24 protein-coding genes are annotated in these 23,881 nt (G+C 70.8%); 16 read left to right on the forward strand and 8 right to left on the reverse strand.

All coding sequences use genetic code 11. The features are described 5' to 3' along the window. Positions 1-6: 6 nt before the first annotated feature. Positions 7-831 (reverse strand): hypothetical protein, encoded by an 825-nt coding sequence (locus tag KGD87_RS23155; RefSeq protein ID WP_284662622.1) that lies wholly within the window; start codon positions 829-831, stop codon positions 7-9. Positions 832-1,005: 174 nt separating this feature from the next. On the opposite strand from KGD87_RS23155, the gene KGD87_RS23160 reads away from it, so the two are divergent. Further along, on the forward strand, positions 1,006-1,254 hold the full coding sequence (locus tag KGD87_RS23160) for a DUF2171 domain-containing protein (RefSeq protein WP_163781318.1): 249 nt from the start codon (positions 1,006-1,008) through the stop codon (positions 1,252-1,254). 3 nt (positions 1,255-1,257) lie between these two features. Here KGD87_RS23160 and KGD87_RS23165 read toward each other — a convergent pair whose 3' ends face one another. Beyond that, entirely contained in the window at positions 1,258-2,646 is a 1,389-nt protein-coding gene (locus KGD87_RS23165) for a DUF2156 domain-containing protein (RefSeq protein WP_284662623.1), read from the reverse strand. 321 nt (positions 2,647-2,967) lie between these two features. On the opposite strand from KGD87_RS23165, the gene KGD87_RS23170 reads away from it, so the two are divergent. The 6 genes from KGD87_RS23170 to KGD87_RS23195 are packed head-to-tail and all read left to right on the forward strand — an operon-like array spanning position 2,968 to position 10,026. Continuing rightward, on the forward strand, positions 2,968-3,594 hold the full coding sequence (locus KGD87_RS23170) for a hypothetical protein (RefSeq protein ID WP_284662624.1): 627 nt from the start codon (positions 2,968-2,970) through the stop codon (positions 3,592-3,594). Further along, on the forward strand, positions 3,591-4,178 hold the full coding sequence (locus KGD87_RS23175; protein WP_284662626.1) for a hypothetical protein: 588 nt from the start codon (positions 3,591-3,593) through the stop codon (positions 4,176-4,178). Before KGD87_RS23170 ends, KGD87_RS23175 begins: the two co-directional genes overlap by 4 nt. Positions 4,179-4,224: 46 nt before the next feature. After that, the gene (locus KGD87_RS23180) at positions 4,225-4,803 is read left to right on the forward strand and encodes a Wss1p-related putative metallopeptidase (RefSeq protein WP_284662628.1); all 579 of its coding nucleotides are present in this window, start codon (positions 4,225-4,227) and stop codon (positions 4,801-4,803) included. 13 nt (positions 4,804-4,816) lie between these two features. Continuing rightward, positions 4,817-7,369 carry a M1 family metallopeptidase gene (locus KGD87_RS23185; protein WP_284662629.1) on the forward strand — a complete coding sequence of 851 codons (2,553 nt, stop codon included), beginning with the start codon at positions 4,817-4,819 and terminating at the stop codon, positions 7,367-7,369. Beyond that, positions 7,366-8,730: a DUF6986 family protein gene (locus tag KGD87_RS23190; RefSeq protein ID WP_284662631.1), complete on the forward strand. Its 1,365-nt coding sequence runs from the start codon at positions 7,366-7,368 to the stop codon at positions 8,728-8,730. The genes KGD87_RS23185 and KGD87_RS23190 overlap by 4 nt, the downstream gene beginning before the upstream one ends. 21 nt (positions 8,731-8,751) lie before the next feature. Further along, positions 8,752-10,026 (forward strand): hypothetical protein, encoded by a 1,275-nt coding sequence (locus tag KGD87_RS23195; protein ID WP_284662632.1) that lies wholly within the window; start codon positions 8,752-8,754, stop codon positions 10,024-10,026. A 10-nt stretch (positions 10,027-10,036) separates the two neighbouring features. On the opposite strand, the gene KGD87_RS23200 is transcribed toward KGD87_RS23195, so the two are convergent. From KGD87_RS23200 to KGD87_RS23215, 4 genes are all read right to left on the reverse strand, one after another. Continuing rightward, positions 10,037-11,104: a DUF2804 domain-containing protein gene (locus tag KGD87_RS23200; protein WP_284662634.1), complete on the reverse strand. Its 1,068-nt coding sequence runs from the start codon at positions 11,102-11,104 to the stop codon at positions 10,037-10,039. Between the two features lie 128 nt (positions 11,105-11,232). Further along, positions 11,233-12,405: an ABC transporter permease gene (locus KGD87_RS23205; protein ID WP_284662636.1), complete on the reverse strand. Its 1,173-nt coding sequence runs from the start codon at positions 12,403-12,405 to the stop codon at positions 11,233-11,235. Next, complete coding sequence (locus KGD87_RS23210) at positions 12,402-13,139, reverse strand: ABC transporter ATP-binding protein (protein WP_163781336.1); 738 nt, start codon at positions 13,137-13,139, stop codon at positions 12,402-12,404. The genes KGD87_RS23205 and KGD87_RS23210 overlap by 4 nt, the downstream gene beginning before the upstream one ends. 13 nt (positions 13,140-13,152) lie before the next feature. Next, positions 13,153-14,670 carry an alpha/beta hydrolase gene (locus KGD87_RS23215; protein ID WP_284662638.1) on the reverse strand — a complete coding sequence of 506 codons (1,518 nt, stop codon included), beginning with the start codon at positions 14,668-14,670 and terminating at the stop codon, positions 13,153-13,155. Positions 14,671-14,754: 84 nt separating this feature from the next. Between KGD87_RS23215 and KGD87_RS23220 the strand changes: the two genes are divergently transcribed. The 5 genes from KGD87_RS23220 to KGD87_RS23240 all read left to right on the forward strand — a co-directional run bounded on the left by KGD87_RS23220 (position 14,755) and on the right by KGD87_RS23240 (position 18,016). Continuing rightward, positions 14,755-15,597 (forward strand): LEA/WHy family protein, encoded by an 843-nt coding sequence (locus tag KGD87_RS23220; RefSeq protein ID WP_284662640.1) that lies wholly within the window; start codon positions 14,755-14,757, stop codon positions 15,595-15,597. Positions 15,598-15,703: 106 nt separating this feature from the next. Continuing rightward, positions 15,704-16,096: an aspartate 1-decarboxylase gene (panD, locus tag KGD87_RS23225; protein WP_163781340.1), complete on the forward strand. Its 393-nt coding sequence runs from the start codon at positions 15,704-15,706 to the stop codon at positions 16,094-16,096. Positions 16,097-16,198: 102 nt separating this feature from the next. Further along, positions 16,199-16,642, forward strand: a complete 444-nt coding sequence (locus tag KGD87_RS23230; protein WP_284662642.1) for a hypothetical protein — start codon at positions 16,199-16,201, stop codon at positions 16,640-16,642. 3 nt (positions 16,643-16,645) lie between these two features. Continuing rightward, a complete protein-coding gene (locus KGD87_RS23235; protein WP_284662644.1) occupies positions 16,646-17,278 on the forward strand; it encodes an EcsC family protein in 633 nt (210 codons plus the stop codon). 153 nt (positions 17,279-17,431) lie between these two features. After that, complete coding sequence (locus KGD87_RS23240; RefSeq protein ID WP_284662645.1) at positions 17,432-18,016, forward strand: winged helix DNA-binding protein; 585 nt, start codon at positions 17,432-17,434, stop codon at positions 18,014-18,016. Positions 18,017-18,067: 51 nt separating this feature from the next. Here the strand turns inward: KGD87_RS23240 and KGD87_RS23245 are convergent, their stop codons facing one another. Further along, positions 18,068-19,780 carry a carboxypeptidase regulatory-like domain-containing protein gene (locus KGD87_RS23245; protein WP_284662647.1) on the reverse strand — a complete coding sequence of 571 codons (1,713 nt, stop codon included), beginning with the start codon at positions 19,778-19,780 and terminating at the stop codon, positions 18,068-18,070. A gap of 5 nt (positions 19,781-19,785) precedes the next feature. Then, entirely contained in the window at positions 19,786-20,649 is an 864-nt protein-coding gene (locus KGD87_RS23250) for an exonuclease/endonuclease/phosphatase family protein (protein ID WP_284662649.1), read from the reverse strand. A gap of 273 nt (positions 20,650-20,922) precedes the next feature. On the opposite strand from KGD87_RS23250, the gene KGD87_RS23255 reads away from it, so the two are divergent. From KGD87_RS23255 to KGD87_RS23270, 4 genes are all read left to right on the forward strand, one after another. Continuing rightward, a complete protein-coding gene (locus tag KGD87_RS23255) occupies positions 20,923-21,567 on the forward strand; it encodes a hypothetical protein (RefSeq protein ID WP_284662650.1) in 645 nt (214 codons plus the stop codon). A gap of 47 nt (positions 21,568-21,614) precedes the next feature. Beyond that, complete coding sequence (locus tag KGD87_RS23260; RefSeq protein WP_284662652.1) at positions 21,615-22,217, forward strand: hypothetical protein; 603 nt, start codon at positions 21,615-21,617, stop codon at positions 22,215-22,217. Positions 22,218-22,349: 132 nt separating this feature from the next. Continuing rightward, entirely contained in the window at positions 22,350-22,985 is a 636-nt protein-coding gene (locus KGD87_RS23265) for a hypothetical protein (RefSeq protein ID WP_284662653.1), read from the forward strand. A 114-nt stretch (positions 22,986-23,099) separates the two neighbouring features. Then, positions 23,100-23,801 carry a hypothetical protein gene (locus tag KGD87_RS23270; RefSeq protein WP_284662654.1) on the forward strand — a complete coding sequence of 234 codons (702 nt, stop codon included), beginning with the start codon at positions 23,100-23,102 and terminating at the stop codon, positions 23,799-23,801. Positions 23,802-23,881: the final 80 nt, after the last annotated feature.

The raw sequence follows: 23,881 nt of genomic DNA on the forward strand, positions 1-23,881 counted from the left end.
GCGGGCCTACTTCTTCCCGTACTCAAGCTTCACGCCCTTGCGCTTGGCGTAGATGTACGCCTCCATGGCGCGCATCCGCGGGTCACCATCCGCCAGCGGCTTGCCGCGCGCCGGGTTCTCGATGCACCAGTTGATCATGTCGCGCAGCAGCGCCACGCGGCCCAGCTGCACCTGGTACTTCGGATACGTCTCCGGGTGCGTGTTGGACGCGTCCGGGTGGCACATGCCACAGGAGATGCCCACCGTGCCGCCAATGGCCTGGGCGTCGTGGAAGACGCGGTGGCCTTCGTCCACGAACTGCTCCGTGGAGGCGGCCCAGATGGCCTTGTCCCGGTCGGAGAACGCGCCATAGGTGATGGCGATGTTGCGCAGCGTGGGCGTCTTGAAGGCGCCCACGTCATTCTCCTGCTTCGTCACCAGGAAGCGGCCCAGCTCGGAGAAGCGCGTCTGAAGCGCCAGCTCGTCAATCTGCTGCTCGTCGCCGGTGCGGACCACCTTCAGGGCCTCGCGGGCGAGCTTCACGAAGTCCTGCTTGTGCGCCGCGATGCCGATGTTGTGGAACTTCTGGTCGCTGAACAGCGGCGACACCACGTTGCCCGCGTGGCAGGTGTTGCAGCGGGCCTTGCCGTTGAAGAGCTTCTCGCCCAGCAACACCCGCTCCGGCGTGGGCGCGAGGCTGGCGGGGACGGACAGCCTCCACAGCACCGCCGACACGCCCGGTGGCAGGTCGGCGGGCGGAGGCGCCGCTTCCTTCGCGGCGGTCTGGGCCTGCCCGGCCTGGGCGAACAGCAGGACGGCGAGCGACAGTGCAACGCCACACGGCGGGCGCATGGTCTCCCCTCCCCACCAGCCACGTTGCAAGCCGCGAGGAGTCGAGGCGCCGGACCGGGGTCAGTTCTTTCACGAAAACACCACTGTCCCCGTGCCGCGGTCCAGCTTGCGTTCACCCTTGCGTGGGCTGCCGAACATCCCGGACGCGCGCATCTTTCGCAAAAGGAGGGCGTCATGTGGGACCCGGGAGAGCTGCGCGAGGGCATGGCCGTGAGGGACGAGCACGGGCGGAGGCTCGGCACGGTGGTGCATATCGGAGACACGCACTTCGAGCTGGAGCAGGGCTGGCCGCCCAGCCGCGACTTCATGGTGAGCTTCCACCTGGTGGCGCGGGTGGACCACGGCGACGTGTTCCTCCACCCCGGCCACGGCGCCACCGTGCCCACGGAGGACGAGGCGCCCGACAGCGGCGCGTACATCTGACAGCTAGCGTCCGGGCAGGCGCAGGTCGCGGGAGCTGAAGAGCAGCCCGGACGCCGACGCTGGCGCGAGCACGGCCAGGGCGATGATGGCCCAGTCCAGCGGGCTGCGGGCGAGCGGCACGTTGTAGGTGACGGCCTGGACGAACGTCAGACACGCGTCCGCCGCCGTCAGCCCGCCCAGCACCGTGGCCAGGGAATCCCGCCAGCGCCGCACCAGGGAGAAGAGGCCCACTGTCAGGCCCACGTCGAACAACACCCACGCCCACTGCACCTGGACGGACGGGAACCAGCGCGCCGTGGAGGGCAGCGCCAGCAGCGCGGTCCACGGAACGAGCAGCACGGCGAGCGCGTGCACCAGCAGGCGCGGACGCCGCAGCAGCGTGGCGATGCCGAAGCGCAGCAGGCCGCCCTGCGCGAAGGCCCGCAGCGCGTCGTACACCGCCGCCAGCCCACCCCGAGGCTCGGGATAGGACAGATGGAGGGGCACCCAGGCGTCGGGGCGGAACTTCCCCTTGAAGGTGCGCAGCCCCTCGAAGTCGAAGAGCGGCCGGCCGCACGCCCGCGCCAGCCGCAGCCACGGCCGCACGGGCCCCGCGAGCGGCGCCAGTCCCAGCGTCACGTAGCGCCGCCCGGTGGCGACCGCCGCGCGCATGGCCGCGTCCACCAGCGCCTCCGCGGTGCCGTTGGGCGCCTCCGGGTCCCTGAGCAGGTCCTGGAGGAACCAGCCTTCGCGGGCATACACGGGCGACACCGACAGGAAGCCCACCACCTCGCCGTCCACCTCCGCGACGAAGGCGTGCCGCTCGCTCGCGAAGGCGTGGGGACGCAGCTGGACCAGGAAGCCCATGGGCGCCATGCGGCGGGACGCCAGCCAGCGCGCCTTCAGCAGCTCCACCGCGCGCCGCGTGGGGTGCAGCGAATCTCCCAGCTCCGAGGCAGGCACCTCGCGGACCTTCACACCCCGCGCGCGGGCACGGCGCAGTTGCTCGCGCAGGCCGCGGCTGCCTCGCACGACGTCGTCCCAATGCGCCGGGTCCCAGACGGGCTGCTCGCCGATGGACAGCGACGCCATCGGAGCCAGCTCCAGGAAGCGCGGCTCGGTGGCGAAGAAGCACACGCGCCGGCGCACCGCTCGCGCGGCCGCGCGGAAGCCCTCCGTCACCGAAGCCAGCCGCTCCGGCGCGGCGATGGGCGCACCGGCCGCCACCCAGGCACCGCCCGTGTCCACGTACGCCACGCACGCGTCGCCCGCCGGGTCGAACCAGTAGCGGAAGCCGGGCTGCAGCACCTGGAACGAGGTGGCGTTCCAGCCGTACCGGCGCAGCAGCGCCAGCACCTGCTCGCGTGGCTCCGGGCCACCAGCCGGGGCCTTCTCTGGGGAATGTCCTTCCACGCGCGGCAGAAGGTATGTGCCCCACCCCGTGGACGGCAAACGAGAACACCCTCTGTCCGGACCAGAGCCGCGTGCCTCATACGGCGCGCATGAGCGCACGCGACGCAGCGAGGTCTCCAGCGACCACACGCGCGCGCCAGCCGACAGTTGCAGCACACGAGGGCAGGCGAGCACTCAGGGAAAGCGAAAGTCAGCCTAACGTGCGGGGCACTCCCTCCAACTGGAGCCCGTGGATTGAAACCTCCTTCACTCGCGGCCTGTGCGCTCGCGGTCCTGTTGTCCCCCTGTCTGGCTGCCGCCAATGGAGATGATGCCGATGGCGTGCGAACCAACACCGCGCGCCTGCTGACGACAGACGCCGCGGAGGTCATCGACGCGCCCGTGCTGGGACTCCAGCGCACGGCGCTGCCGCTGTTCTCGGGACTGGCCGTGGACACGTCCATGTATGCCAATGCCTTGCTGGCGCCCAACGTGGGACTGCGCTGGGCGATGGCCGCCGGGCCACACCGCATCGTGCTGGGCGCGCGCTACACGCACTTCGTGGGCGCCTCCGTCTATTCGGACGTGGTGACGTCGGAGGCGGACACGCCGGCGCTCCAGCGCTTCGAGCCCGAGCTGTCCGGCCCCTCCTTCTACGGCGTCTATGGCCTGGCGCTGGGCGCCGTGCTGGTGCAGGGCGAGGCGCGCTACGGCCACTACACGTCCGACTACCTCTCCTTCACCGGCGCGCTGGCGTTCAACTTCGCGGGCCCCTGGTCCGTGGTGGGCGAGGCGGGCGTTCGCGTGAAGGGGGGCACCACCCTGCGCGCCGCCGCGGGCATCCGCTACGGCGGCGAGCACTTCGGCCTGGGCCTGGGCGCCACCTACGTGGACATGAGCGACCCGGCCCTTCCGGGAGAGAGCCTGCCCGTCCTCCCCGTCCTCGACGTGTCGTGGAGCTTCCGATGATGATGCGCGCCCTGCTGCTGCCCTGCGTGCTGCTGCTGTCCGCGTGCTCGGCGGAGATTGCCATCCAGACCGAGCCCTTCGACCAGGTGGTGCCCGTCACCTCGCTGCTCGAGCCCGTCTACGCGGAGGTGGCGCTCGACCTGCCGGAGGAGTCCGTCAACACGCAGGACCTGGACATCATCGTCAACGAGGTCTCCGCCACCCTCGTGGTGGTCAACCCGTCCCCCACGCTCACCCTGCGCACGTCCGCGCGCCTGTCGCTCACCGGGAGCGCCACGCCGGACAACCCGCGGCTTTACACGGACTTCAACCGGCCGGCCTACTACGACAGGGCGACGGAAATCCTCGCCGAGCGGACCTTCCAGCCCGACTCGCGCACGCCGGTGCGCATCGATTCACCGGCGCTCAAGGAGGCCATTGGCCGGCGGCGCGTCTGGGTCATCGTCAGCAACACGGTGGTCCGCTCCGGCCTCACCCTGCCCCAACTCCCGGCGCAAGTCCGGCTGGAGGACATCGTCTTCCAGGCCCTGCTCACCAAGCCCTTCCCCGGGCTGGGCGGCGCGCTGGAGGCCGGCGGCCTGTAGCCAGTGGCGGGCGCGGGTGGGAAGCTTGTGCAGGACCGACCCACCCGTGCCCTTCGCCTACTACGACACCCTCACCCCCACCCAGCAGCGCGTCTACCGGATGAGTGACTCGGTGAGCGCGCTCCGGCTCCGCGAGCCCAAGACGCTGGAGCCCCTGGTGGCCGCGCTGCGCGAGGCCCTGGCGACGGGCCGGCAGCCGGACACCGAGCGCGCCACCGCCCGGCTGAGCGACGCCCTCTGCGAGCGGCTGGACCTGTTCGCGCCGCGAGTGGAGGTGCTGGAGGTCCGCCCGTCCTCGACGACGGGAGAGCTGCACGGCATGTACACCCTGGAGCGGGGCCGTCGCCCTCGCATCCAGCTATGGATGCGGACCGCGAAGCACGCGCGGGTGGTGGCCTTCCGCACCTACCTGCGCACCCTGTTGCACGAGCTATGTCACCACCTGGACTTTCTTCTGCTGGAGCTGCCCGCTTCCTTCCACACGGAAGGCTTCTTCCAGCGCGAATCCAGCCTCTTCCACCAGCTGGTGCCCCGCTCGGCCAGGCCACGGCGTTCCGGGGTCAGGAAGGGTGTGACGGCGGACACCCCCGACATAAGTCCAGGCAGGCGGCGGCGCGGAGGCTAGATTCCGCGTCCCTATGGCGCATCCGACCGAAGACAAGAACTTCCGCCTACCGACCTCCATCCGTCCCCGCCGCTACGCGGCCACACTGACCCTGGACCTGGACGCGAAGTCCTTCTCCGGCCAGCAGACCGTCGACCTGGACGTGTCGGCGCCGTCGAACGAAATCATCCTGCACGGCATCGCCCTGGCGCTGAGCGACGTGACGTTCCGCGCCGGTGGCCAGCAGCGCAAGCCGGCCTCCATCCAGCCCGCGCAGGCGAGCGAGACGGTGGTGCTCCGCTTCGAGGAAGCGCTGCCCACGGGCGCCGCGTCGCTGGACGTCGCGTGGACGGGGCGCTTCACCGAAGGGCTGCGCGGCTTGTACCAGGCGGGCAAGGTGGCGGCCACCCAGTTCGAGGCCGCCGACGCGCGCCGGCTCTTCCCCTGCTTCGACGAGCCCGCCTTCAAGGCGCGCTGGGCCCTCACCGTGCGCGTGCCGCCGGGGCTCACCGCGCTGGGCAACGGCCCGGTGGTGAAGGACACGCAGGAAGGCGACCTGCGCGCGGTGACGTTCCAGGAGACGGAGGTGCTCAGCAGCTACCTCATCGCCCTGGTGGTGGGCCCGCTGGTGGGCACCGACGCGCAGGACGTGGAGGGCGTGCCGGTGCGGACCTGGGCCCTGCCGGAGAAGGCGCACCTGACGCGCTTCGGCCAGGACGTGGCGCTGGCGGTGCTGCCCAGGCTCCAGGACTACTTCGGGCTGCCGTATGCCTTCACCAAGGTGGACCAGGTGGGCATCCCCGACTTCGAGGCCGGCGCCATGGAGAACGCCGGCCTGATTACCTACCGCGAGGTGGCGCTGCTGCTGGACCCGGCCACCGCGCCGCTGTCGGTGAAGAAGCGCGTGGCGGAGGTGGTGACGCATGAGCTGGCGCACCAGTGGTTCGGCAACTGGGTCACCATGGTGTGGTGGGACGACCTGTGGCTCAACGAGGCGTTCGCCACGTGGATGGCCTTCAAGATTGTGGACCAGTGGCGCCCCGAGTGGCGCATGTGGCTGGACTTCGACGCGCACCGCGCCAGCGCGCTGCACCTGGACGCGCTCAAGTCCACGCACCCCATCCACGGCGAGGTGCGCAACGCGGGCGAGGCGGGTGAGAGCTTCGACGCCATTACGTACGAGAAGGGCGGCGCGGTGCTGCGGATGATTGAGGGCTTCCTTGGGGAAGGCCCCTTCCGCGAGGGCATCCGCCAGTACATGCGCAAGCACGCGCGCGCCAACGCGGTGAAGGAAGACTTGTGGAACGCGCTGGGCGACGCCGCGAAGCAGCCGGTGGAGGAGCTGGCCACCGCGTGGGTGGGCCAGAGCGGCTTCCCGCTGGTGACGGCGACGCTGGACGGGCGAGGGTTGTCGCTGACGCAGCGGCGCTTCTACACCGAGCCCGGCGTGCGGAGCGGCGAGACGTGGCCGGTGCCGGTGGTGCTGCGCTACGAGGACGGCTCGGGCGTGCGCGAGCAGCGCGTGCTGCTGCGGGATGCCCAGGCCACGGTGAAGCTGGAGGGCGAGGGCGAGGTGAAGTGGCTGACGGCCAACGCGGGCTCCACCGGCTTCTACCGGGTGGCCTACGACAAGCCGGGCCTGGCGAAGCTGGCGGCGAACCTGAAGGCGCTGGCCCCCTCCGAGCGCACCGCCCTGCTGGCGGACCAGTGGGCGCTGGTGCGCGCGGGACAGGCGACGGTGGCGGACCTGCTGGACCTGGCGGGCCGCTTCGGTGACGAGGAGGACGACTCCGTCCTGGACGAACTGGTGGGCCGGCTGGCCTACATCGAGGGCCGGCTGACGGACGGCGAGGACCAGGTGCGCTTCCGCGCGTGGGTGGAGAAGCTGCTGGGGCCCGGGCTGAAGAAGCTGGGCTGGCAGCCCGCGCCGAACGAGGCGGACCGGGTGAAGCTGCGGCGCGCGTCGCTGGTGCGCGCGGTGGGCGGGCTGGCGCGCAGCCAGGACGCGCTCGCCGAGGCCCGGCCCCGTGTGGAGCGCATGCTCCAGGGACAGCGGGACGCGCTGGAGCCCAACCTGCTGGACGCCGCGGTGGGCATGGTGGCTCGCGCGGGCGACGCGGCGCTCTTCGACACCTTCCTCCAGAAGCTCCCGTCCGAGCCCGACCCGGCCACGCAGCGCCGCTACCTCCTGGCCCTCACCGCCTTCGAGGCCAAGGAGCTCACCGAGCGCGCGCGCGGGCTGCTCTACACGGACACGGTGAAGACGCAGGATGTGTCCAGCTTCGTCGCCGGGCTGCTGGGCAACCGCGTCGGCCGCGACGCGTGGTGGGCGCAGATGCGCACGCAGTGGAAGGACGTGGTGGCCCGCACCGGCGGCGCCCCCATGCTGCTGCGCCGCATCGTCGAGGCCATGGGCATGCTGCGCACGCGCGAGCACCTGGAGCAGATGCAGGCCCTGCTCAAGGCCCAGCCCATCCCCGAGGCGCAGCAGGCCACGGCGCAGACGCTGGAGCGGCTGTCCCAGGATGTGGCGCTGCGTGAGCGCTGCATGTCCGAGGTCTCCGCGTGGCTGAAGCGCCAGCCGTGAAGACGACGCTGACGGAGGCGAGCCTCCTGGGGGTGCGGGAGGCCCTGCGGCGAGCCAACGCGGGGCTCGAGCGCGCCTACCCGGGGGATTCGACGCGGCGGCAGCCGGTGCACGTGGTGTACGGCGGCGCGCACCTCTTCCGGGCGGAGACGGCCCGGAAGCTGGGCGGCATCGCGCTGAACACGCTCAAGGAGTACGCACCGGACGCGCCTGTCCTGGCCCACGGGCTGGGGCTGCCCCAGCGTGGCCGCTTCGCCCAGCGCGTCTATGCGCGCGTGGTGGCCAAGCTGGAGCGCGAGCCGGTGGAGGACCTGCGCATCGACTTCGAGGACGGCTACGGGCACCGCTCCGACGCGGAGGAGGACGGGCACGCCGTGTCCACCGCGGAGGAGCTGGCGCGCGGGCTGGCGCAGGAGCTGCTGCCGCCCTTCATCGGCATCCGGGTGAAGTCCTTCACCGAGGAGCTGTTCGACCGCGCCACGCGCACGTTGGATTTGTTCCTCAGCACGTTGCTGGAGCGCTCGGGTGGGAAGCTGCCGCCCGGCTTCGTCGTGACGCTGCCCAAGGTGTCGCTGCCGGAGCAGGTGGCGGCGCTCGCCCGCGTCCTGGAGGTGCTGGAGACGCGGCACGGGCTGCCGGTGGGCACGGTGGGCATCGAGCTGATGGTGGAGACGCCCCAGGCGCTCTTCGACCAGCAGGGCCGGCTGCACCTGCCCACGCTGGTGGCCGCGAGCGCGGGCCGCTGCACCAGCGTCCACCTGGGCGTGTACGACTACACCGCCGCGCTGGGCGTCAGCGCGCATGCGCAGACGATGCTGCACCCGGCCTGCGACTTCCTGCGAGATTTGGTGCAGGTGTCACTCGCGGACACGGGCATCCGGCTGGCGGACGGCGCCACCAACGTCATGCCGGTGCCACCCCACCGGGTGAAGCAGGACGAGTCGCTGCTGCCCACCGAGCGCCGGGAGAACATGGAAGCGATTCACCGGGTCTGGCAGGTGTCATACCGGCACATCCGGCACTCGCTGGAGCGGGGGTGGTACCAGGGGTGGGACTTGCACCCGGGTCAGCTCCCCGTGCGCTACGCGGCGGTGTATGCGTTCTTCCTGGAGGGGCTGGACGCGGCCTCGCGCAGGCTCAGGGCCTTCATGGACAAGGCCGCGCAGGCCACGCTGGTGGGAGACGTCTTCGACGACGCGGCCACCGGACAGGGCCTGCTCAACTTCTTCCTGCGCGGCCTGAGCTGCGGCGCGCTCACCGAGGACGAGGTGCTGGCCGCTGGCCTCACGCTGGAGGAGCTGCGCAGCCGCTCCTTCCGGGACATCGTCGCGGCGCGCCGAGCCCGGTCCAGCTCCAGCTAGGCCGCGGCTCCAGGCTTCGTCATGCGGCGTCTCGCGCTCCTGCTGTGTTTCTCCTCCGCCTGCGCCGGACCGTCCGTGACGACGGTCCGGCCGGAGCAGCCCGTGCCCGAGCCGGCGCCTACCTCGAAGGCACCTCCGTTGGCACCCGCGCCGACAGGCCCCTTCGCTCGGGAGCTGGCACCGCTGCCCCAGCAGCGCGTGCGCTCCGCCGAAGGCATCTTCACCGCCGAGGTGGAAGCCACCGCCGCGCCTCGCCTGACGCGGCACGAGGGCTCCACGCGCCTGGAGATTCCCCTGGGCACCGAGGCCGCGTTGAGCTGCTTCGTGTACGAGCGCCCCATCGACGCGGCGGGCGCGGTGCTCGCGGTGGCGAAGGCGGTGCAAGGCCACCAGGGCGTCACCGTCCGGAGCATGACGCCCACGGACGTCTCCATCGTCGCGGACGCACCGGTGATGTTCGTGGACGTGGACTACGAGGTGGTCGCCCCCCGGGACAACGTGAGCGCGGGACGGCTCAAGCTGATGGTGAGCGCGAGCCCGGAGCTGCCCTTGCTGTGCGCCCATGACGAGCCCGGCTACGCGCGAACCTTCCACCGCGTCACCACCGGCCTGGCCGCCACGCTCAAGGTGCCCGGCCCCGCCCGGGCGCCCGCGCGCACGAAGGCGCTCCGCGCGCTGAAGCTGGATGGCCAGCTCGCGGGCTTCGACTGGCGCACCGAGCGAAGCCTGGAGGGCGGTTCGCGACGCACGGAGGTCTCCACCAGCCTGCTGCTGCCAGGCGCCGCGAATGGCCCGCGCGCGGAGGACCGCACCCTCACCACCGTCACGGATGAAGCGGGGCGGCTGACGGAGCAGCGCCATGCGCATGCGGAAGGCGGACGTCTCACGCTCCAGGTGACGCTCCGCCGCGAACGGGAGCCCCCGCGCGCCGCTCCCGGGACGGTGTACCGCTACGAGGGCCGACAGGGTTCGCGCACGCTCAAGGGCACCTTCGCGTCGAAGCGAGGGCTCGCCACGGAAGACCGGCTCCACGACACCGTGCGCGACGTGCTGCGGCCGGGTGGCCCGGCGGAGGCAGTGCTCGACGTCTACCGGCCCGCCGAGGTGCCCTCAGCCCCCGTGGAGCTGGTGCTGCGCCGGACGCCCTCCGCCGGACCGCGAGCCCTGACGCTCACCACGGGCGCCACCACCGAGGAGGCGCGGGCCGCCGAAAGCGGCGCCCTGGAGTGGACCGGACGCGCCCTCCCCGAGGGGCAGCTCACGTCCGAGCTCGTCCACGCCGCCCCGCCGCCCTGAAGCAGACGCCTCACCAGAGCATGTCCTGGTCCTCGGTGACGCCGGGGACGTTGGACAGCTCCAGCGCGCGGCTCCCCACGCGCACCGTGCCGTTGAAGAAGCCCACCGGCTGCGCGAAGTGGCTCACGACGAGGCGCAGGTTCCGGTCCTCGCGGTGCACATGAAGGGGCTGGAAGCGCAGGTCCACCGCGCCATCCACCGTCACCAGCCGCCACGGCGCCATCAGGTCCTTCGCGTCGTATTCGAAGCGGGCGCGCGCCAGCGGGTACAGCTTGTCCCCCAGCCACAGCGCATTCTCATTGGCGTCCGCGTTGCCCTCGTTGAAGCCCTCCACGAGGTTGATGCCCACCGGCGTGCCGTCCGCCAGCCGCCCCGCCGCGAAGGCCCAGCGCCACGCGGTGTGCCGCGCCAGGTAGCCCTGCGTGTAGTCCATGCCGCCCACGCCTCCGTCCAGCCGGAAGCGCTTCCCGCCCGCCTCCAGGCTGCCAAAGGCGAGCAGGCCGTTGCTCTTCATGGTGACGTTCACCAGCCCGTCACCCTCCACCGGCGCCACCACCGTGAGCGCGGGCGGGCCGCCGGCCACCATCAGGTCGCCCTCCCACTGGAAGGACTGGAGGCTCCCGGTGCGCAGCCGGCTGACGTCCACCGCCACCCGGTAGCGCTCGTCGTCCTGGCCGCGCTGCACCGACAGCCGTCCGCCCAGCGTGCGGAAGGAGGCCTTGAGGCCCTGCCCCGGCTTGTCGCCCAGCTCCACCATGGGGCCGGGCGCGCCCAGGAAGCTCACGTCACACAGCGGCTTGCGCTCGCGCAAGTCCAAGGCCACCGCGAAGGCGCTCGACGTGTAGCCCAGGTCCACCACCGCGAAGAGCGCGGCGACCTCGGGCGTGGCCGCGAAGGTGTAGTGCCAGCGCTTGCGCTTCAGCAGCCGCGTGGCGCGGCCCGGGGCCCACAGCCCCCGCAGGCGCGGCAGGTCCACTTCGGGCAGCTCACCCTGGTAGGTACCGAATCGGGGCTCCCCCCCGGCGGTGGCCACGGAGGCTGGCGCGGGAGGGAACAAGGCGTCTCGCTCTGGCTTCATCTGGCCCCATTGGAAGGCAAAGGCGCGTGGCTGTCATGTCAGGCCGCCGCCCAAGTGCCACCCGCCGACAGTGACACCTGAGAGGTTGTGTGGAGCGTAACGCAACGTCGGCGCGCTGGGGACCCTCGTCAGCCCCGGCCGAAGACGATGCGCTCCTGGGACAACAGCCGGGCGGTGACCACCAGCGCCAGCACCGTCAGCAGGATGCTGGACGCGCCAGCGATGAGGAACGGCAGCGCGCCCAGCGGCTCACCCCGCATCACCTCGCCCGCGAGCACCTCCTGGCCCAGCACCGGCACCGCGAACATCCACAGCTTCGGCTGGAGCGGAGACAGGGCCAGCACCATGCCCGGCATCATCGGCACCACCATCAGCAGGGACAGGTACGTCTGCGCTTCCTTGAAGGAGCGTGCATAGGTGGACACCCACACCTGCACGGCGGAGGCGGCCAGCGCCAGCGGCAGCACGGCGGCGGCCATGCCCAGGGCGGCGGGCGCGTCGAAGCGGGCCTTCACACCCAGGTCCTCCAAGGGCACGCGCCGCACCACCAGCATGTAGCCCACCAGCGTTATCAGCACCGCCGCGACGGCCATGACGACGGTGGCCAGCCACTTGCCCGTGACCACCGCGCTCCGGGGCGCCGGGTTGAGCAGCAGGGGCTCCAGCGAGCCGCGCTCGCGCTCACCCGCCATGGCGTCGCTGGCCACCTGCATGCCGCCCGCGAAGGCGGCGATGACCAGGAAGAGCGGCACCATGTTGAGCAGGCCCGCCGCGGTGCGCTCCGGCGTGGACAGGTCCGCCTCCTGCACCCGCACGGGGATGGCCAGCTCCGGCGCGACGCCCCGTGCATACAGGCGCTGCGTGCCCAGGAGCTGGGCGTACGCCTCCAGCAGCCGCCGCGCGCGCAGCACCGACTGGCGCGCGGACTGGCGCGAGCTGTCCACCACGAGCTGCACCTCGGCGGTGCGCCCGGCGGAGTACGCTTCGGCGTAGTCGTCCGGCACTATCAGCACCGCGTCCAGCGAGCCCGCCCGGATGCGCGACTCGTAGTCCTCCGGCGCCTCTTCCAACTGCGCGCCGTAGCGCTCCAGGAAGGCCATCAGGCTGGGGGCGTGCTCCCGCCCCACCACCGGCAGCGCCAGCGGCCGGTCCTGCCGGTACCAGGAGGCCAGCAGGTTGAACATCACCATGAACACGACGGGGCCAATCAACGGCCACATCAACGAGGTGAGCACCGAGCGCCTGTCTCGCAGGTGGTCCTTCAGCTCCTTGCGGAAGACGGAGAAGGCCAGCCCGCTCATTGCATCAACCCCTGGTCCGTGCCGATGGTGGCCACGAAGGCCTCCTCCAGGCTGTCCTTGCCGGTGCTCGCGCGCAGCGCCTCCGGCGTCCCGTCCGCCACCACCCGCCCGTGCGCCACCACCACGATGCGGTCACACAGCGCGGCCACCTCCTGCATGACGTGGCTGGAGAACACCACGCACCGGCCCTCATCCTTCAGCCGCCGCAGCAGCGTGCGCACCGAGCGCGTGCTCATGACGTCCAGCCCGTTGGTGGGCTCGTCCAGGAGCACGTTGCGAGGCCCGTGCACCAGCGCCCGCGCCAGGGCCACCTTCACGCGCTGGCCCTGGCTGAAGCCCTCCGTGCGGCGGTCCGCGATGTCCCGCATGTCCAGCAGGTCCAGCAGTTCGTCCACGCGCTTGTCCAGCGCGGCGCCGGACAGGCCGTGCAGCTCGCCGTAGTAGCGCGCGTGCTCGCGGGCGGTGAGGCGCGGATAGAGGCCGCGCGCGTCCGGCAACACCCCCAGCGCCCGCCGGGCCTCCTGGGGCCGCTGCACCACGTCCACGCCATCCACCAGCGCGGTGCCGCGGTCCGGCCGCACCAGCGTGTAGAGCATGCGCATCGTCGTCGTCTTGCCCGCGCCGTTGGGGCCCAGCAGACCGGTGATGACGCCGTCCTCCGCCGTGAAGGACACGTCCTCCACGGCCGTCACCTTCTTGCCAAAGCGCTTGTGCAGGTTCCTGGCTTCAATCATGGCGCGCGCGTCCTCACGGCACCGGGCCGGCGAAGGAGGTGAAGAAGGGGGGACGGGTGAGCCTGGCGCCACACGTGGACGACAGCCCCTCCACGCTCCCCTGGTTCAGCAGGTCCACCATCAGCGTGCGCGCGCAGTCCACGCCCATCGTGTTGTGGCCCACGCCGGGCACCACCACGTGCAGGCTGTTGGAGAGCGTGCGCTTCGCCTCCTCGGCCCACGCGGGCGGCGTCACCGGGTCCAGCTCGCCCGACAAGAGCAGCGTGGGCACCGACGACACCACCGGCTCGCGGTAGCCCTGGGGCAGGGCCGCGCGAGGCCAGTCCGCGCAGACGGAGAGCACTTCCCGGCCCATGCTCGGACCGAACCAGGTGCCCTGCGACTCGCGAGCCACCGCCGCCTCGTCGTAGAAGGGCGCGTCCTCCGCGCACACGACGGCGAAGTAGAGGCCCTGGCTCACCGTGCGGCCCAGGTTCTCCGTCAGGCCCACGCTGAGCGCGACGAAGGGGGACCAGTCTCCCTGCGTGGCCCGGTCCAGCATCAGCGGCACCAGGGAGGACATCTCCGGGCTGTAGAGCTGCACGAAGAGCTGCGACAGGAAGGCGCGGCGCGACAGGACGACCTCCTCCAGCACGCCGGTGCGCGGGTGCGCCACCTGGGTGCGCGAGGGCGTGGTCTCCAGCGTCGTCAGCAACGCCTCCGTCCTGGGCCGCAGGTCCGGATACGCCTTGGCGCACGCGGCGTCCGCCTCGCAGTTCGCCAGCAGGCGGTCCAGCGCCTGCTGCGCGTCGCGGGGTGCGTAGAGCGGCAGGTACAGCCCCATGGGCGCCACGCCGTCCAGGATGGCGGTCCGCACGCGCTCCGGGTGCTGCCGCATGTACACGAGCGCCGCGCGCGTGCCGTAGGACACGCCCCAGAGGTTGAGCTGCTCGTAGCCCAGCGCCTCGCGGACCTCGTCCAGGTCGTCCATGGCGACGGGCGTGGTGTAGTGGCGCACGTCCGCGTCCCAGCCCTCGCGGCACTTGCGCACCTCCTCCGCCGCGCCGCGCTCCTCCAGCCGCGAGGACAGGCCCTCTTCCGGCGTGTCCGTCTTGCAGTTCAGCGGGTTCGAGTCCCCCGTGCCCCGCTGGTCCACCAGCACGATGTCGCGCTTGCGGCGGATGCGCTCCACCGCCATCAGCACCTGCGTCGAACGCGACGCCGCCTGGCCCGGTCCACCCGCCAGCAACACCAGCGGATCCGGCCGCGGCTGCGCCGCCAGCGCCGGCACCACCACCACGCGCAGGGGAATCTTGCGGCCCGTGCGAGCGGCCCGGTCCTCGAAGACCTCGTAGGTTCCGCACTGGGCCTGCGTGGCCAGCCCCTCCAACCGGCAGGGCTTCAGCGACAGCGTCCGCCGCTCCGCGGAGTCCTGGCTGCTCTTGGAGCAAGACACCGATGCCGCGGCCAGCAATCCCAGGGCCAGCCAGGCGCGCCAGGGTGGAAGATGGGAGGAGATGTGTGCACGGACCCCGGACAAGGGTGCCTCCATCTGGGTACGGGAGGCTTCCCACATACCACCTCCCACGGCATTGCATTGAATCCGCGCGGAGAAGGGGCGTCCGGTGATACGCCCATGCCCACCATGAAACGCGCCCTCCTCGTCCTGGCCGTCCTTGGACTCACCACGCTCAGTGGCTGCGCCGCCCTCCAGAACCTGCTGAAGGGGGCTTTCAAGAAGCCCACCCTCTCCTTCAAGACAGCCCGGCTCGCGGATGCGTCCCTGTCCGACGCCACCATCAACCTGGTCTACGAGATGAACAACCCCAACGGCTTCGGGTTGAACCTGGCCGAGGTGGACTACGCCTTCTTCGTGGAGGGCAAGCAGGTGGTGGCCGGCAAGCCGCGCTCGGGGCTGGCGCTCAAGGCCAACGGCAAGAGCGAGCTCGTCTTCCCCGCCAACGTGAAGTTCGCGGACATCGCCCCCGTGCTGGAGACCTTCCTCAAGAAGGACAAGGCTGCCTTCAAGGCGCAGGGCACGCTGGGCGTGAAGACGCCCGTGGGCGTGCTGAGCTTCCCGCTGGCGAAGGAAGGCACCTTCGAGGTCCCCAAGGTTCCGCAGGTGTCCTTCCAGGCGCCGCGCATCAAGAACATCACCCTGTCCGGCGCCACCGTGGAGTTCCCGTTGTCCATCACCAACCGCAACAGCTTCCCGCTGCCGGTGGCCGGCATCACCGGCGCGCTGAAGGTGGCGGGCGCGGATGTGGGCACGCTGTCCACCGGCAACCTGGGCAAGCTGGACGGCAGCGGGACGAAGCAGGTCACCCTGCCCCTCACCATCAACTTCGCGCGCGCGGCGAACGCGGCGCTGGCCCTGCGCTCGGGCGGAAATGCGCAGGTCCGCCTGGACGGCAAGCTCACCTCGGAATCCCAGAGCGTCCCCCTGAGCCTCAATCAGCTCGTCAATTTCGTTAAGTGACGCCTGCCTGCACTGCGGGCAGGGGAGCTGAACGCAGGGTTGTCCCAGGACGCCTCAGACGTTACGGTGGGGCGTCCTTGCCGCTTTTTCCAAGGTCCAGACCCACATGCGCCGCATCCTCTTCAAGTCGAAAATCCACCGCGCGACCGTCACCCAGGCTGACCTGGATTACGAAGGGTCCGTCACCATCGACCGCGACCTGCTTCGCGCCGCCGACATCGTGGAGAACGAGAAGGTCGCGGTCTGGAACATCACCCAGGGCACGCGCCTGGAGACCTACGCGCTGGAAGGTGAGGCCGGCAGCGGCGTCATCTGCATCAACGGCGCGGCGGCGCACCTGAACAAGCCGGGCGACCTGGTCATCCTGGCCACCTTCGCGGAAGTGGAGGAGGCCGAGGTGGCGACCTGGAAGCCCACCGTGGTGTTCGTGGACAAGGACAACCGCGTGGTACCCGGGCAGACGACGGAGATTCCGGGCCCGCAGCGTCGCTCGGCCTGACGGCGCCACTGACCGCTGGCTGCTTTGCCCCATCGAACGCCTTTTGCCATGCTCCCCCCTTTCTTAGAGGGTGGGGTCATGGGCCCCGAAGGAGTCGATACGATGAGGCGGTCGTGGGTGAGCGCTGGCGCGCTCTCGCTGGTGCTGACAGGTTGTACGGGCACGGGAGCCTTTCGTCCGGATCCGAACAACGACGACCCGCTCTACGGAGTCATCCCCGTCGTGAAGGCGCCGCCGCAGAACCGGTGTGAAGCGCTGGGCGCCTCGTCCCCGCGGGGCTCGTGTGATGACGCCCTCTACCTGGCCACCGAGTACACCCGCCGGCTCTCGGTGGGGGATGAAATCTGCCTCGAAGGCGGCTACGGCGAGGAGCCGGGCTCTGCGTGCAAGGCGCGCGCGGCCGTCATCGACACCTCTCCCAATCAGGTGAAGCTGGAAGTGCGCGGGCCGAAGCCGGACTCGCGCTGGTTCAACGTGGAGATGCGGCACGCCTGGTACGAAGAAGGCGCGCTGGTGGACCTCTACCTGTCCGAGCGGGGTTATTGAGGGATGGGCATCTACGACAGCGTGGCCGAGCGGCTGGCCTTCATGAAGAAGATGACTCCGGCGGAGCTGAAGAAGCTCGGCTCGGCGCGGCTGTCGGACATCGTCCTGCAGGAGGTGGCGCGCTCGCGCGTGCGCATCGCCACCCTGGAGAAGCGCTACCCGCAGGCGTCGCCGCGGGAGCTGGCCCAGCGCATCGTGGACGAGAAGAAGAACCTCGCCAGCATGGTGGGCGGGGTGAGCGGGGTGTTCGGGCTGGTGGCGTTGCCGGCGGACCTGCTCTTCATGGCGTACCTGCAAATCATCCTGCTCACGGACGTTGCCACCCTCTACAAGGTGAACCTCAAGACGGCGCGGGCGCGCGGGGAGATGCTGGATTTGTTCGGCCACGCCAATGGCCTGGGCCCGCTGCCCCGCGCGGGTCCCAAGGTGCTGGGGAAGCTGGCCGCCATGCTGCTGGAGAAGGGCGGCTTGCGGACGCTGGGGCGGGCCATGCCGCTGGTGGCCGCGCCCGTCACCGCCTACTTCAACAACCAGCACATCCAGGTGGTGGGCGAGCAGGCCGTGCGCTTCTACGAGGGCTTCGACAAGGCTCACAGCAAGGCGAAGGCCCAGCGCAAGAAGGCCAGCGGCGCCTGACGCACCCCGCTCATTTCCCTCCGTGGGTCCGATATGCCTTCCGCGCCGGGCCGTTGATGACCCCGTCGGGGGCTTTTCCCCCATGGAGACGGGCGGTCATCGGGCTCCCCTGGCCGGTGGGACGATGACGCCCGAGAGACGGAGACGACCAGGATGTCCGAGCTCTCGGCGGAAGTGCGGGTGCAGGTGGCGCGGTTGAAGAACCTGCTCATCGACGTAGCGCGCTGCGGTGCGCTGGGCAGCCCCCTGGGGGCCCTCCCTCATACCGAGCTGGACTCGATGGAGGTCCAGGCCATCTGGTGGCTGAAGGCGGAGAGCCTGCTTCCCGTCAACATCCTCGCGGAGCGGCTGGGTGGCATCGCCCCGCCGCGGCTGAGCCGGCTGCTGGACAGGCTGGAGGCCGCGCAGCTCGTCCAGCGCGAGCGCTCCGTGCGGCATGACCGGCGCCGTGTGCGGGTGCGGCTCACGGAGCAGGGACGCGCGCTGGCGGAGCAGGCCGACTCGGTGGTCCAGGAGCGCATGGCGCGGCTGCTGATGCCGCTGGAAGGCGAGCAGCGCAGCGCGCTGATGGACCTGCTGGAGGGCTGGGTGGAGGCCCTGGGCGGCAAGAATCGCGCGCCGGATGCGGCCGCCGAGGAGGGCGAGGCGGACGCCCCGGTGACCGATGCGCTGGAGCCCGCCGCGGCGCCCAGGCGCACGCGCGCGGAGCTGATCGCCATCACGGCCAACGCGGCCTGACGTGCGCGGCCCAGGTCCTGCTCGTGGCCAGCGCCGCGAGCGGAGCCTTCCCTAGAGCTGAACGCGCACCTCGCCCGCTCTTCGGCATTCCTCCGCGACCTCCCCAGTCCAAGGCGCATGGCCCTCCGCCTCCACCTCCAGGTGAAGGCCGAACGGCCTCACGCGCCCCAACCGCCAACGGCCCCGCGCATCCGTGAGGCCCCACGCGGGAGGCAGTGAGCCCACGTCGCTGGAGACGGTGACCCGCGCGCCGAACACCGGCTTGCGCCCGTCCGTGACGAGCACCTCGCAGTCCTTCCCCTCCACGTCCACCTGGAAGGTGACGGCGGCATCCACCCGGTCCTCGCCCACGTCCGCGGCGGTGCTGCTGTAGACCTCGTGAACGGAGAAGGACACCAGCACCCGGTAGCGCCCCGGCTCCAGGATGGACACGGCCATCCCATCCTCCTCCTGGATGAAGGCGCCGGCGGAGGCCAGCGCCCACTGCGTCTCGTGGCGCCACCGCTGGAGGACGAACACGGGATAGGGCTTCTGGCTCCGCGCCTCTAGCTGTGCCCGCATCGCGCCATCCATGCGCAGCACGAGCCACCGGTAGGCCTTCACGCGCCACGTCGCCTCGGCATCGCGCACCCCCGGCTCGGGGCTGAAGTCGAAAGACTGCTCCGTCGCGGCCACCGGACGTCCGGAGACCGGCGACGCCACCTCGACGCGGAAGCGGGACGGTTGCCAGGACGGCAACCCCGTCACCACAAAACGCCCATCCCGCGCGAGCGGAACCTCCACGTCCTCCGGCCCCAACAACCTCGCGCCCTCCGGTGGACGGAACGTTCCTTCCAGCTCCAGCTTCCCCCGCAGCGTCACCGTTTCCCCCACGCCCTCGGGGAAGAGCGCGTCCACGTCCAACACCACCGACTCCAACCGCCCCTCGCGCAGCGGCACCTCCACCCACCCGCTCTCCCGCCCCGCCGCGCTCCGGAGCACCAACCCCACCTCCGGGTCCGTGGGCAAGGGCAGCAGCTCCAGCGGCTTCCCCACGGGAAGCGGAAGCGCCACTCCGTCCGCGAGCGCGGCGGCGAGGTCCGGCGCGACATGCCGAATCACGGGCAACAGCTCGCTCGCGCGCGCCGCGTCGCGAGCGTCCCGGGACACGCCACGCACCACACGCAGTGAGAACGGGCCATGCGCGGGTCGCACTCCCGCGAGCCGCACCCGCACACCGGTGGGCGCCCGGGCAGACAGGACGGCCTCCACGACGCCGGTGGCGGCCCCCTCCTCGGGCACCACGTCTCCCAGCCAGAACGTTCCATCCGCTGCCCAGGCCACCACGCGGTAGAGCGGCGCCACTGGCACGAGCACCGGCCCCAGCACCCCACCCGCCGGCGACGGCGTCACCTCCACGGGCCGCCACTCCGACACGTTGGCCAGCTCCTCCAGTCGTTCAGGCCCAGCGCCCTCGCGCCCCTCGCGCTTCGCCACTTCCCACAGGTGCCGGTCCGCGTCGGTGATGGAGGCCACGCCCACGCGGGCCTCTCCCTGGAAGGGCACATCCCCTCGCAGCACCACGCGCAGACGCAGCCCCTCGGGAGGAGGGGGCTCCAGCGCCACGGGCGGCGGCGGCTTCACCGGGGTCGCGGCTTCCATGCGCTCAGCGGGTGCGCGGGGAGGCGCCACCGGCGCGGCGACATCCGCGGGCCACAGCCGCCACATCACGAGCGCCGCCAACACCAGCGCGGCGCCCCCCACACCCCATGCGCGGTGTTTCAAGCGTCTCAGTCCGTATCGCTGGTGGAATACAGCGTCAGATAGATGGGCGCGTGGTCCGACAGGCGGGTGACGAAATCCCGCGTATCGCCGATGTAGTCGCGCCCCGCCGAGGAGAACTCCGTCACGTAGGTCGGCTGCATCCAGAAGTGGTCATAGGCATTCACGTAGCTGCCACTGAGGTTGATGGTGGTGGCCACGTTCAGCCTGCAGGTCACCGTGGGAGACAGCGCCACCAGGTTCGCCCACGACGACGCCGTGCACGCCATGTTGTGGTCCCCCACCAGGATGACGTCCTGGTCGGTGCGGCTGGCGTCCTGCACCGACTTGAACACCTCGCCGATGCGCTTCACCTCGGCGTCGCGGTCCGCGGCGTTGCCCCAGACGGTGTGCCAGTTGATGAACGTGTAGTCGGCGCTCGTGGGCTTGTGCCGCACGCGGACGATTTGCGGCTCGCGCTCGAACACGTCCCCCGTGTCGCCGTACACGCTGGAGGCCAGCAGCGACACCGTGTCCTCCCGGTACAGCACCGCGTAGATTTCCTTGTACGACGAGCGCCCGATGAGCGGCGTCTGCGCATACCGCCACGTCACGCCGGAGACCGCGTTGAGCTCCGCCACGATGGCCGGAACCACGCTGGCGTTCATCACCTCCTGCAGGAACACCACGTCACAGCCGTTGTTCGAATTGCTGTTCGCGCCGTACTGCCGCCATATCTGCTCCGCGTCCTCGCGATACGTCTGCTCCGCGGTCCATCCCTCGTGACGCAGGTTCCAACTGACGACGCGCAGATACGAGCCCGCCTGGGCCAGCGTCGGAACAGTCAGGACGACCAGCACCACCACGCGCAGCAACAAGGACGGCATTCCCATGGAGTGACCTCGGCGTGAGAGGGCAACCGTCCTAGTGGATGAAGTCCCTGACCGGCAACCCACTTTCCCGAAACACGAGAAATACAGGGTCCTCGGAGACCCCTGTCGCGGCGTGACTCGCCGTCCGCGTGACACACAACGCCACGCCTCCTTTCATTAAATGCAACTTGATTGCATATGAATCCAGATGGCAGATTATCGCGAGCGTTCCTGGAATGGGGACCTGGCGGGGACGGCGGAGCTTTGTCCTGCCACGAAGGAGGGCGCGTCATCGTGAGCCGAATCATCTGGAGCATGGGATTCACGGGACTGGCGCTGGCCTGCGCCGCCGCCTCCTGGCCTCACCGGCCGGTGGAGCTTCCACGGCGGGCTCCTGAGCCCGAGGCCGCCGCTCCGCTCGCCCCGGCCCCCGCGCCGCGCCCAATCGCCGTCGCGCGCCGGAGCGCCGGCCCGGTCCCCCAGGCGCTGCCGGACGTGCGCCCCAGCGACGACCCCACCTTGGCGCCCGCCTCGCGCTCCCGGCGCGCGCCTCCCGCCTCGCGCCTGCCGCTGGTGAAGGCCCTGCGCGGCACCTACGCCGCGCCCGAGGCCCGCCGGGACGCGGTGCTGGCGGAGCTGAGGGCGTCCGGTGTGAGCCACGAGCCCTGGACGGAGCAAGCCCGGGCGGCGCTGGCGAAGTGGCACGCCCAGGTGGAGGCCGACGTGCTGCCCGTCCAGGCCGAGCCACCTCAGTGCTTCGCGGCGGGCTGCGTCGCGCGCATCACCTTCCCGGACGGCGACTCCTTCCAGGAGTCCTTCCGCCGCACCGCCGACCTGCAGCTCGGCGAGGGCACCACGCACATGCAGCTCCCCCCCGAGCGCCGGGCCTCGGGCGAGGTCGTGGCCGCGTGGCTCGTCCTGCGCCCCGCCACCCCCTGAACGCCCACACCTGTCACCCCGCAGTACCCCTCCAAGGAGCAATCACCATGAAGCTGCAATTCCCCTTCAAGCAGTCCCTGCTCGCCACCAGCGTGGCCGTCCTGCTCGCCGGCTGCGGCACCCCCGTCGACGAGGAGGCCCCCGTGGCCCCCGAGGAAGCCGCCCTGGAGAGCAGCGAGGAGGCCCTGTTCAACGCCCTCCCCGCCTGCGAGGAGCCCGAGGAGTTGGAGCACGTCGTCGAGCACGCGTGCTACCACGCCGAGTACGGCCCCTTCGAGCCCGTCACCGCCGCCGCCCTGGGCGCGCCCGTCCTCGTGGACGTCAGCCAGGCCCACACCGCCTACCAGGTCACCCTGCCGCAGCGCTCGCCGTGGAACTACGCCGGGCGCGTCTCGTTCCTCCCGGACGAGTCGGGTGAGTTCGCCTTCATGCTGTCGCGCAACCGCGGCCTGCGCATCTTCGAGGCCGCCACCGGCACCGAGGTCGCCCGCGAGTGCCGCTACACCGTCCCCACCGAGGTCTGCTCCAGCCTGAAGAGGGCCTTCGTCGCGGACCTCGAGGCCGACACCGAGTACTACCTGGAGTTCCGCTCCATCCTCCCCACCAACGCCGCCTTCACCCTCATCATCGAGGAGGCGGGTCACCACTGACGGACAGCAGCGCGGCCTCCTGGCCCACGGCGGGAGCTTCCTCCTCCCGCCGTGGGCCTTCGCGCGTTCGCGCCCGAGCAACACATGTACTTGAGTTGCATTTGAATCCAGGAAGCATATAGGAAGCACCTCATGCGCCCGACCCTCCGAGTCCTCTTCCTGGCCGCGTGTGCCGCGGCGGCCGTCGCCTGTGGCGGTGACGAAGAGCCGCCCCCCGTCCAACAAGGCGACCCCTGCGAGCCCAACGGCCACATCCACCGGGAGCCCACCGGTGACTGGTGCCACTGCAACAAGGGCTACCTGGCCGCCGAGGATGGCCTGGCCTGCGTGCCGGACCCGGACTACGTCCCCAGCGAGGGCTTCGACTTCGGCGACGACGGCGAGCACGCGTGCTGGCACGTGACGAACGGCCCCTTCGTCACCGTCAACGCCACCACCGCCCGGCACCCCCGCGTGGATGACTTCCACACCTACTACACGGTGAAGCTCCTCCCGGAGAACGGCCAGTACGTGGGGACGTTCAGCTACAAGGCCTTCGCCACCGGCAACTTCGTCGTCTACCTGAGCAGCCCGGACGTGCCCGTCACCCTCACCGAGACGGCCATCAGCACCACCGTGCCCCAGGCCGGCGCCCAGGCCACCGGCGGCTTCTGCGACGGGCTGAAGCACATGGTTGGCTACGAGCTGACGGACCGCGTCCAGTACACGCTCCGGCTCGGCCCCACGTCGCTGCCCGAGCTCCACATGGTCATCGAGCACCTGGATTAGGCTTCCGGGACGAACCGACCTTCCGCGTTATTGCAACCAAGTTGCTAATGCGTCATGAGTGGCGACTACCGGTGCTCGCGGCTTTGGGCCCGGCTCACGAAAGGAAGCCTCATCATGAAGCTGACCCAGCGGACCCTTTTCAGTGCATTCCTCGGCCTGTCACTGGCCGCCTGCGGCCCCATGGACGACTCGGGACAGGACTTCACGTCGGAGCAGGAGCAGCCCCTGGAGGCCACCTGCACCAGCGTGGACAACACGGCCATGACGACGCATGCGTGCGCCCACGCGTCCAACCCTGGCGACAACGTGAATGTGAACGGCACCAGCGGCGCGCCCAACATCAGCACCCAGCACAAGCACTACACGGTGACGCTGTCCGGCGGCGGCGCGGGCACGGTGACGTACATCCCCGTGGCCAAGACCTCGGCGGGCTCCACCGTGGAGTCCGTAGCGTTCTACGCCACGCAGAACGTCTCCATCACCGCGGTGGACACGAGCGTCACGCCCAACGTCACGCTGAACGCGCTGGTCAGCACCGACGGCATCACCGAGGGCACCTGCGCGCTGCACCACGCGCGGGTGTTCGACCTGACGGTCGGCCACACCTATGAAATCAACATCAGCGCGCCCACCACCTCGGTCGGCATCGTGCCCGAGTACCTGTATGACAACCGCGGCCGCTACTACCGGGACGCGGACGGAGATGGCTACGGCGCGAACAGCCCGCTCTACCGCTTCGCGTGTGAGGCGCCCGCGGGCTACGTCACCCAGCGCTTCGACTGCGACGACACCAACCCCGCCATCTTCAACTGCTAGCCCGTCACCCACTGGGTGACCTGGGCCTCACCTCGGCCCCTCCACCGGGGCGCTCCGCTCACCACGGGGGCGCCCCGGAT

The organism is Myxococcus sp. SDU36, from assembly GCF_030168875.1.
GTDB classification, from domain to species: Bacteria; Myxococcota; Myxococcia; order Myxococcales; family Myxococcaceae; genus Myxococcus; species Myxococcus vastator.

What these genes read in the sequence shown, in the direction of transcription:
- KGD87_RS23155 (WP_284662622.1), bottom strand. Translation starts at nt 831, where the DNA reads ATGCGCCCGCCGTGTGGCGTTGCACTGTCGCTCGCCGTCCTGCTGTTC.
- KGD87_RS23160 (WP_163781318.1), top strand. Translation starts at nt 1,006, where the DNA reads ATGTGGGACCCGGGAGAGCTGCGCGAGGGCATGGCCGTGAGGGACGAG.
- KGD87_RS23175 (WP_284662626.1), top strand. Translation starts at nt 3,591, where the DNA reads ATGATGATGCGCGCCCTGCTGCTGCCCTGCGTGCTGCTGCTGTCCGCG.
- KGD87_RS23185 (WP_284662629.1), top strand. Translation starts at nt 4,817, where the DNA reads ATGGCGCATCCGACCGAAGACAAGAACTTCCGCCTACCGACCTCCATC.
- KGD87_RS23195 (WP_284662632.1), top strand. Translation starts at nt 8,752, where the DNA reads ATGCGGCGTCTCGCGCTCCTGCTGTGTTTCTCCTCCGCCTGCGCCGGA.
- KGD87_RS23200 (WP_284662634.1), bottom strand. Translation starts at nt 11,104, where the DNA reads ATGAAGCCAGAGCGAGACGCCTTGTTCCCTCCCGCGCCAGCCTCCGTG.
- KGD87_RS23205 (WP_284662636.1), bottom strand. Translation starts at nt 12,405, where the DNA reads ATGAGCGGGCTGGCCTTCTCCGTCTTCCGCAAGGAGCTGAAGGACCAC.
- KGD87_RS23210 (WP_163781336.1), bottom strand. Translation starts at nt 13,139, where the DNA reads ATGATTGAAGCCAGGAACCTGCACAAGCGCTTTGGCAAGAAGGTGACG.
- KGD87_RS23215 (WP_284662638.1), bottom strand. Translation starts at nt 14,670, where the DNA reads ATGGAGGCACCCTTGTCCGGGGTCCGTGCACACATCTCCTCCCATCTT.
- KGD87_RS23220 (WP_284662640.1), top strand. Translation starts at nt 14,755, where the DNA reads ATGCCCACCATGAAACGCGCCCTCCTCGTCCTGGCCGTCCTTGGACTC.
- panD (WP_163781340.1), top strand. Translation starts at nt 15,704, where the DNA reads ATGCGCCGCATCCTCTTCAAGTCGAAAATCCACCGCGCGACCGTCACC.
- KGD87_RS23230 (WP_284662642.1), top strand. Translation starts at nt 16,199, where the DNA reads ATGAGGCGGTCGTGGGTGAGCGCTGGCGCGCTCTCGCTGGTGCTGACA.
- KGD87_RS23235 (WP_284662644.1), top strand. Translation starts at nt 16,646, where the DNA reads ATGGGCATCTACGACAGCGTGGCCGAGCGGCTGGCCTTCATGAAGAAG.
- KGD87_RS23240 (WP_284662645.1), top strand. Translation starts at nt 17,432, where the DNA reads ATGTCCGAGCTCTCGGCGGAAGTGCGGGTGCAGGTGGCGCGGTTGAAG.
- KGD87_RS23250 (WP_284662649.1), bottom strand. Translation starts at nt 20,649, where the DNA reads ATGGGAATGCCGTCCTTGTTGCTGCGCGTGGTGGTGCTGGTCGTCCTG.
- KGD87_RS23260 (WP_284662652.1), top strand. Translation starts at nt 21,615, where the DNA reads ATGAAGCTGCAATTCCCCTTCAAGCAGTCCCTGCTCGCCACCAGCGTG.
- KGD87_RS23265 (WP_284662653.1), top strand. Translation starts at nt 22,350, where the DNA reads ATGCGCCCGACCCTCCGAGTCCTCTTCCTGGCCGCGTGTGCCGCGGCG.
- KGD87_RS23270 (WP_284662654.1), top strand. Translation starts at nt 23,100, where the DNA reads ATGAAGCTGACCCAGCGGACCCTTTTCAGTGCATTCCTCGGCCTGTCA.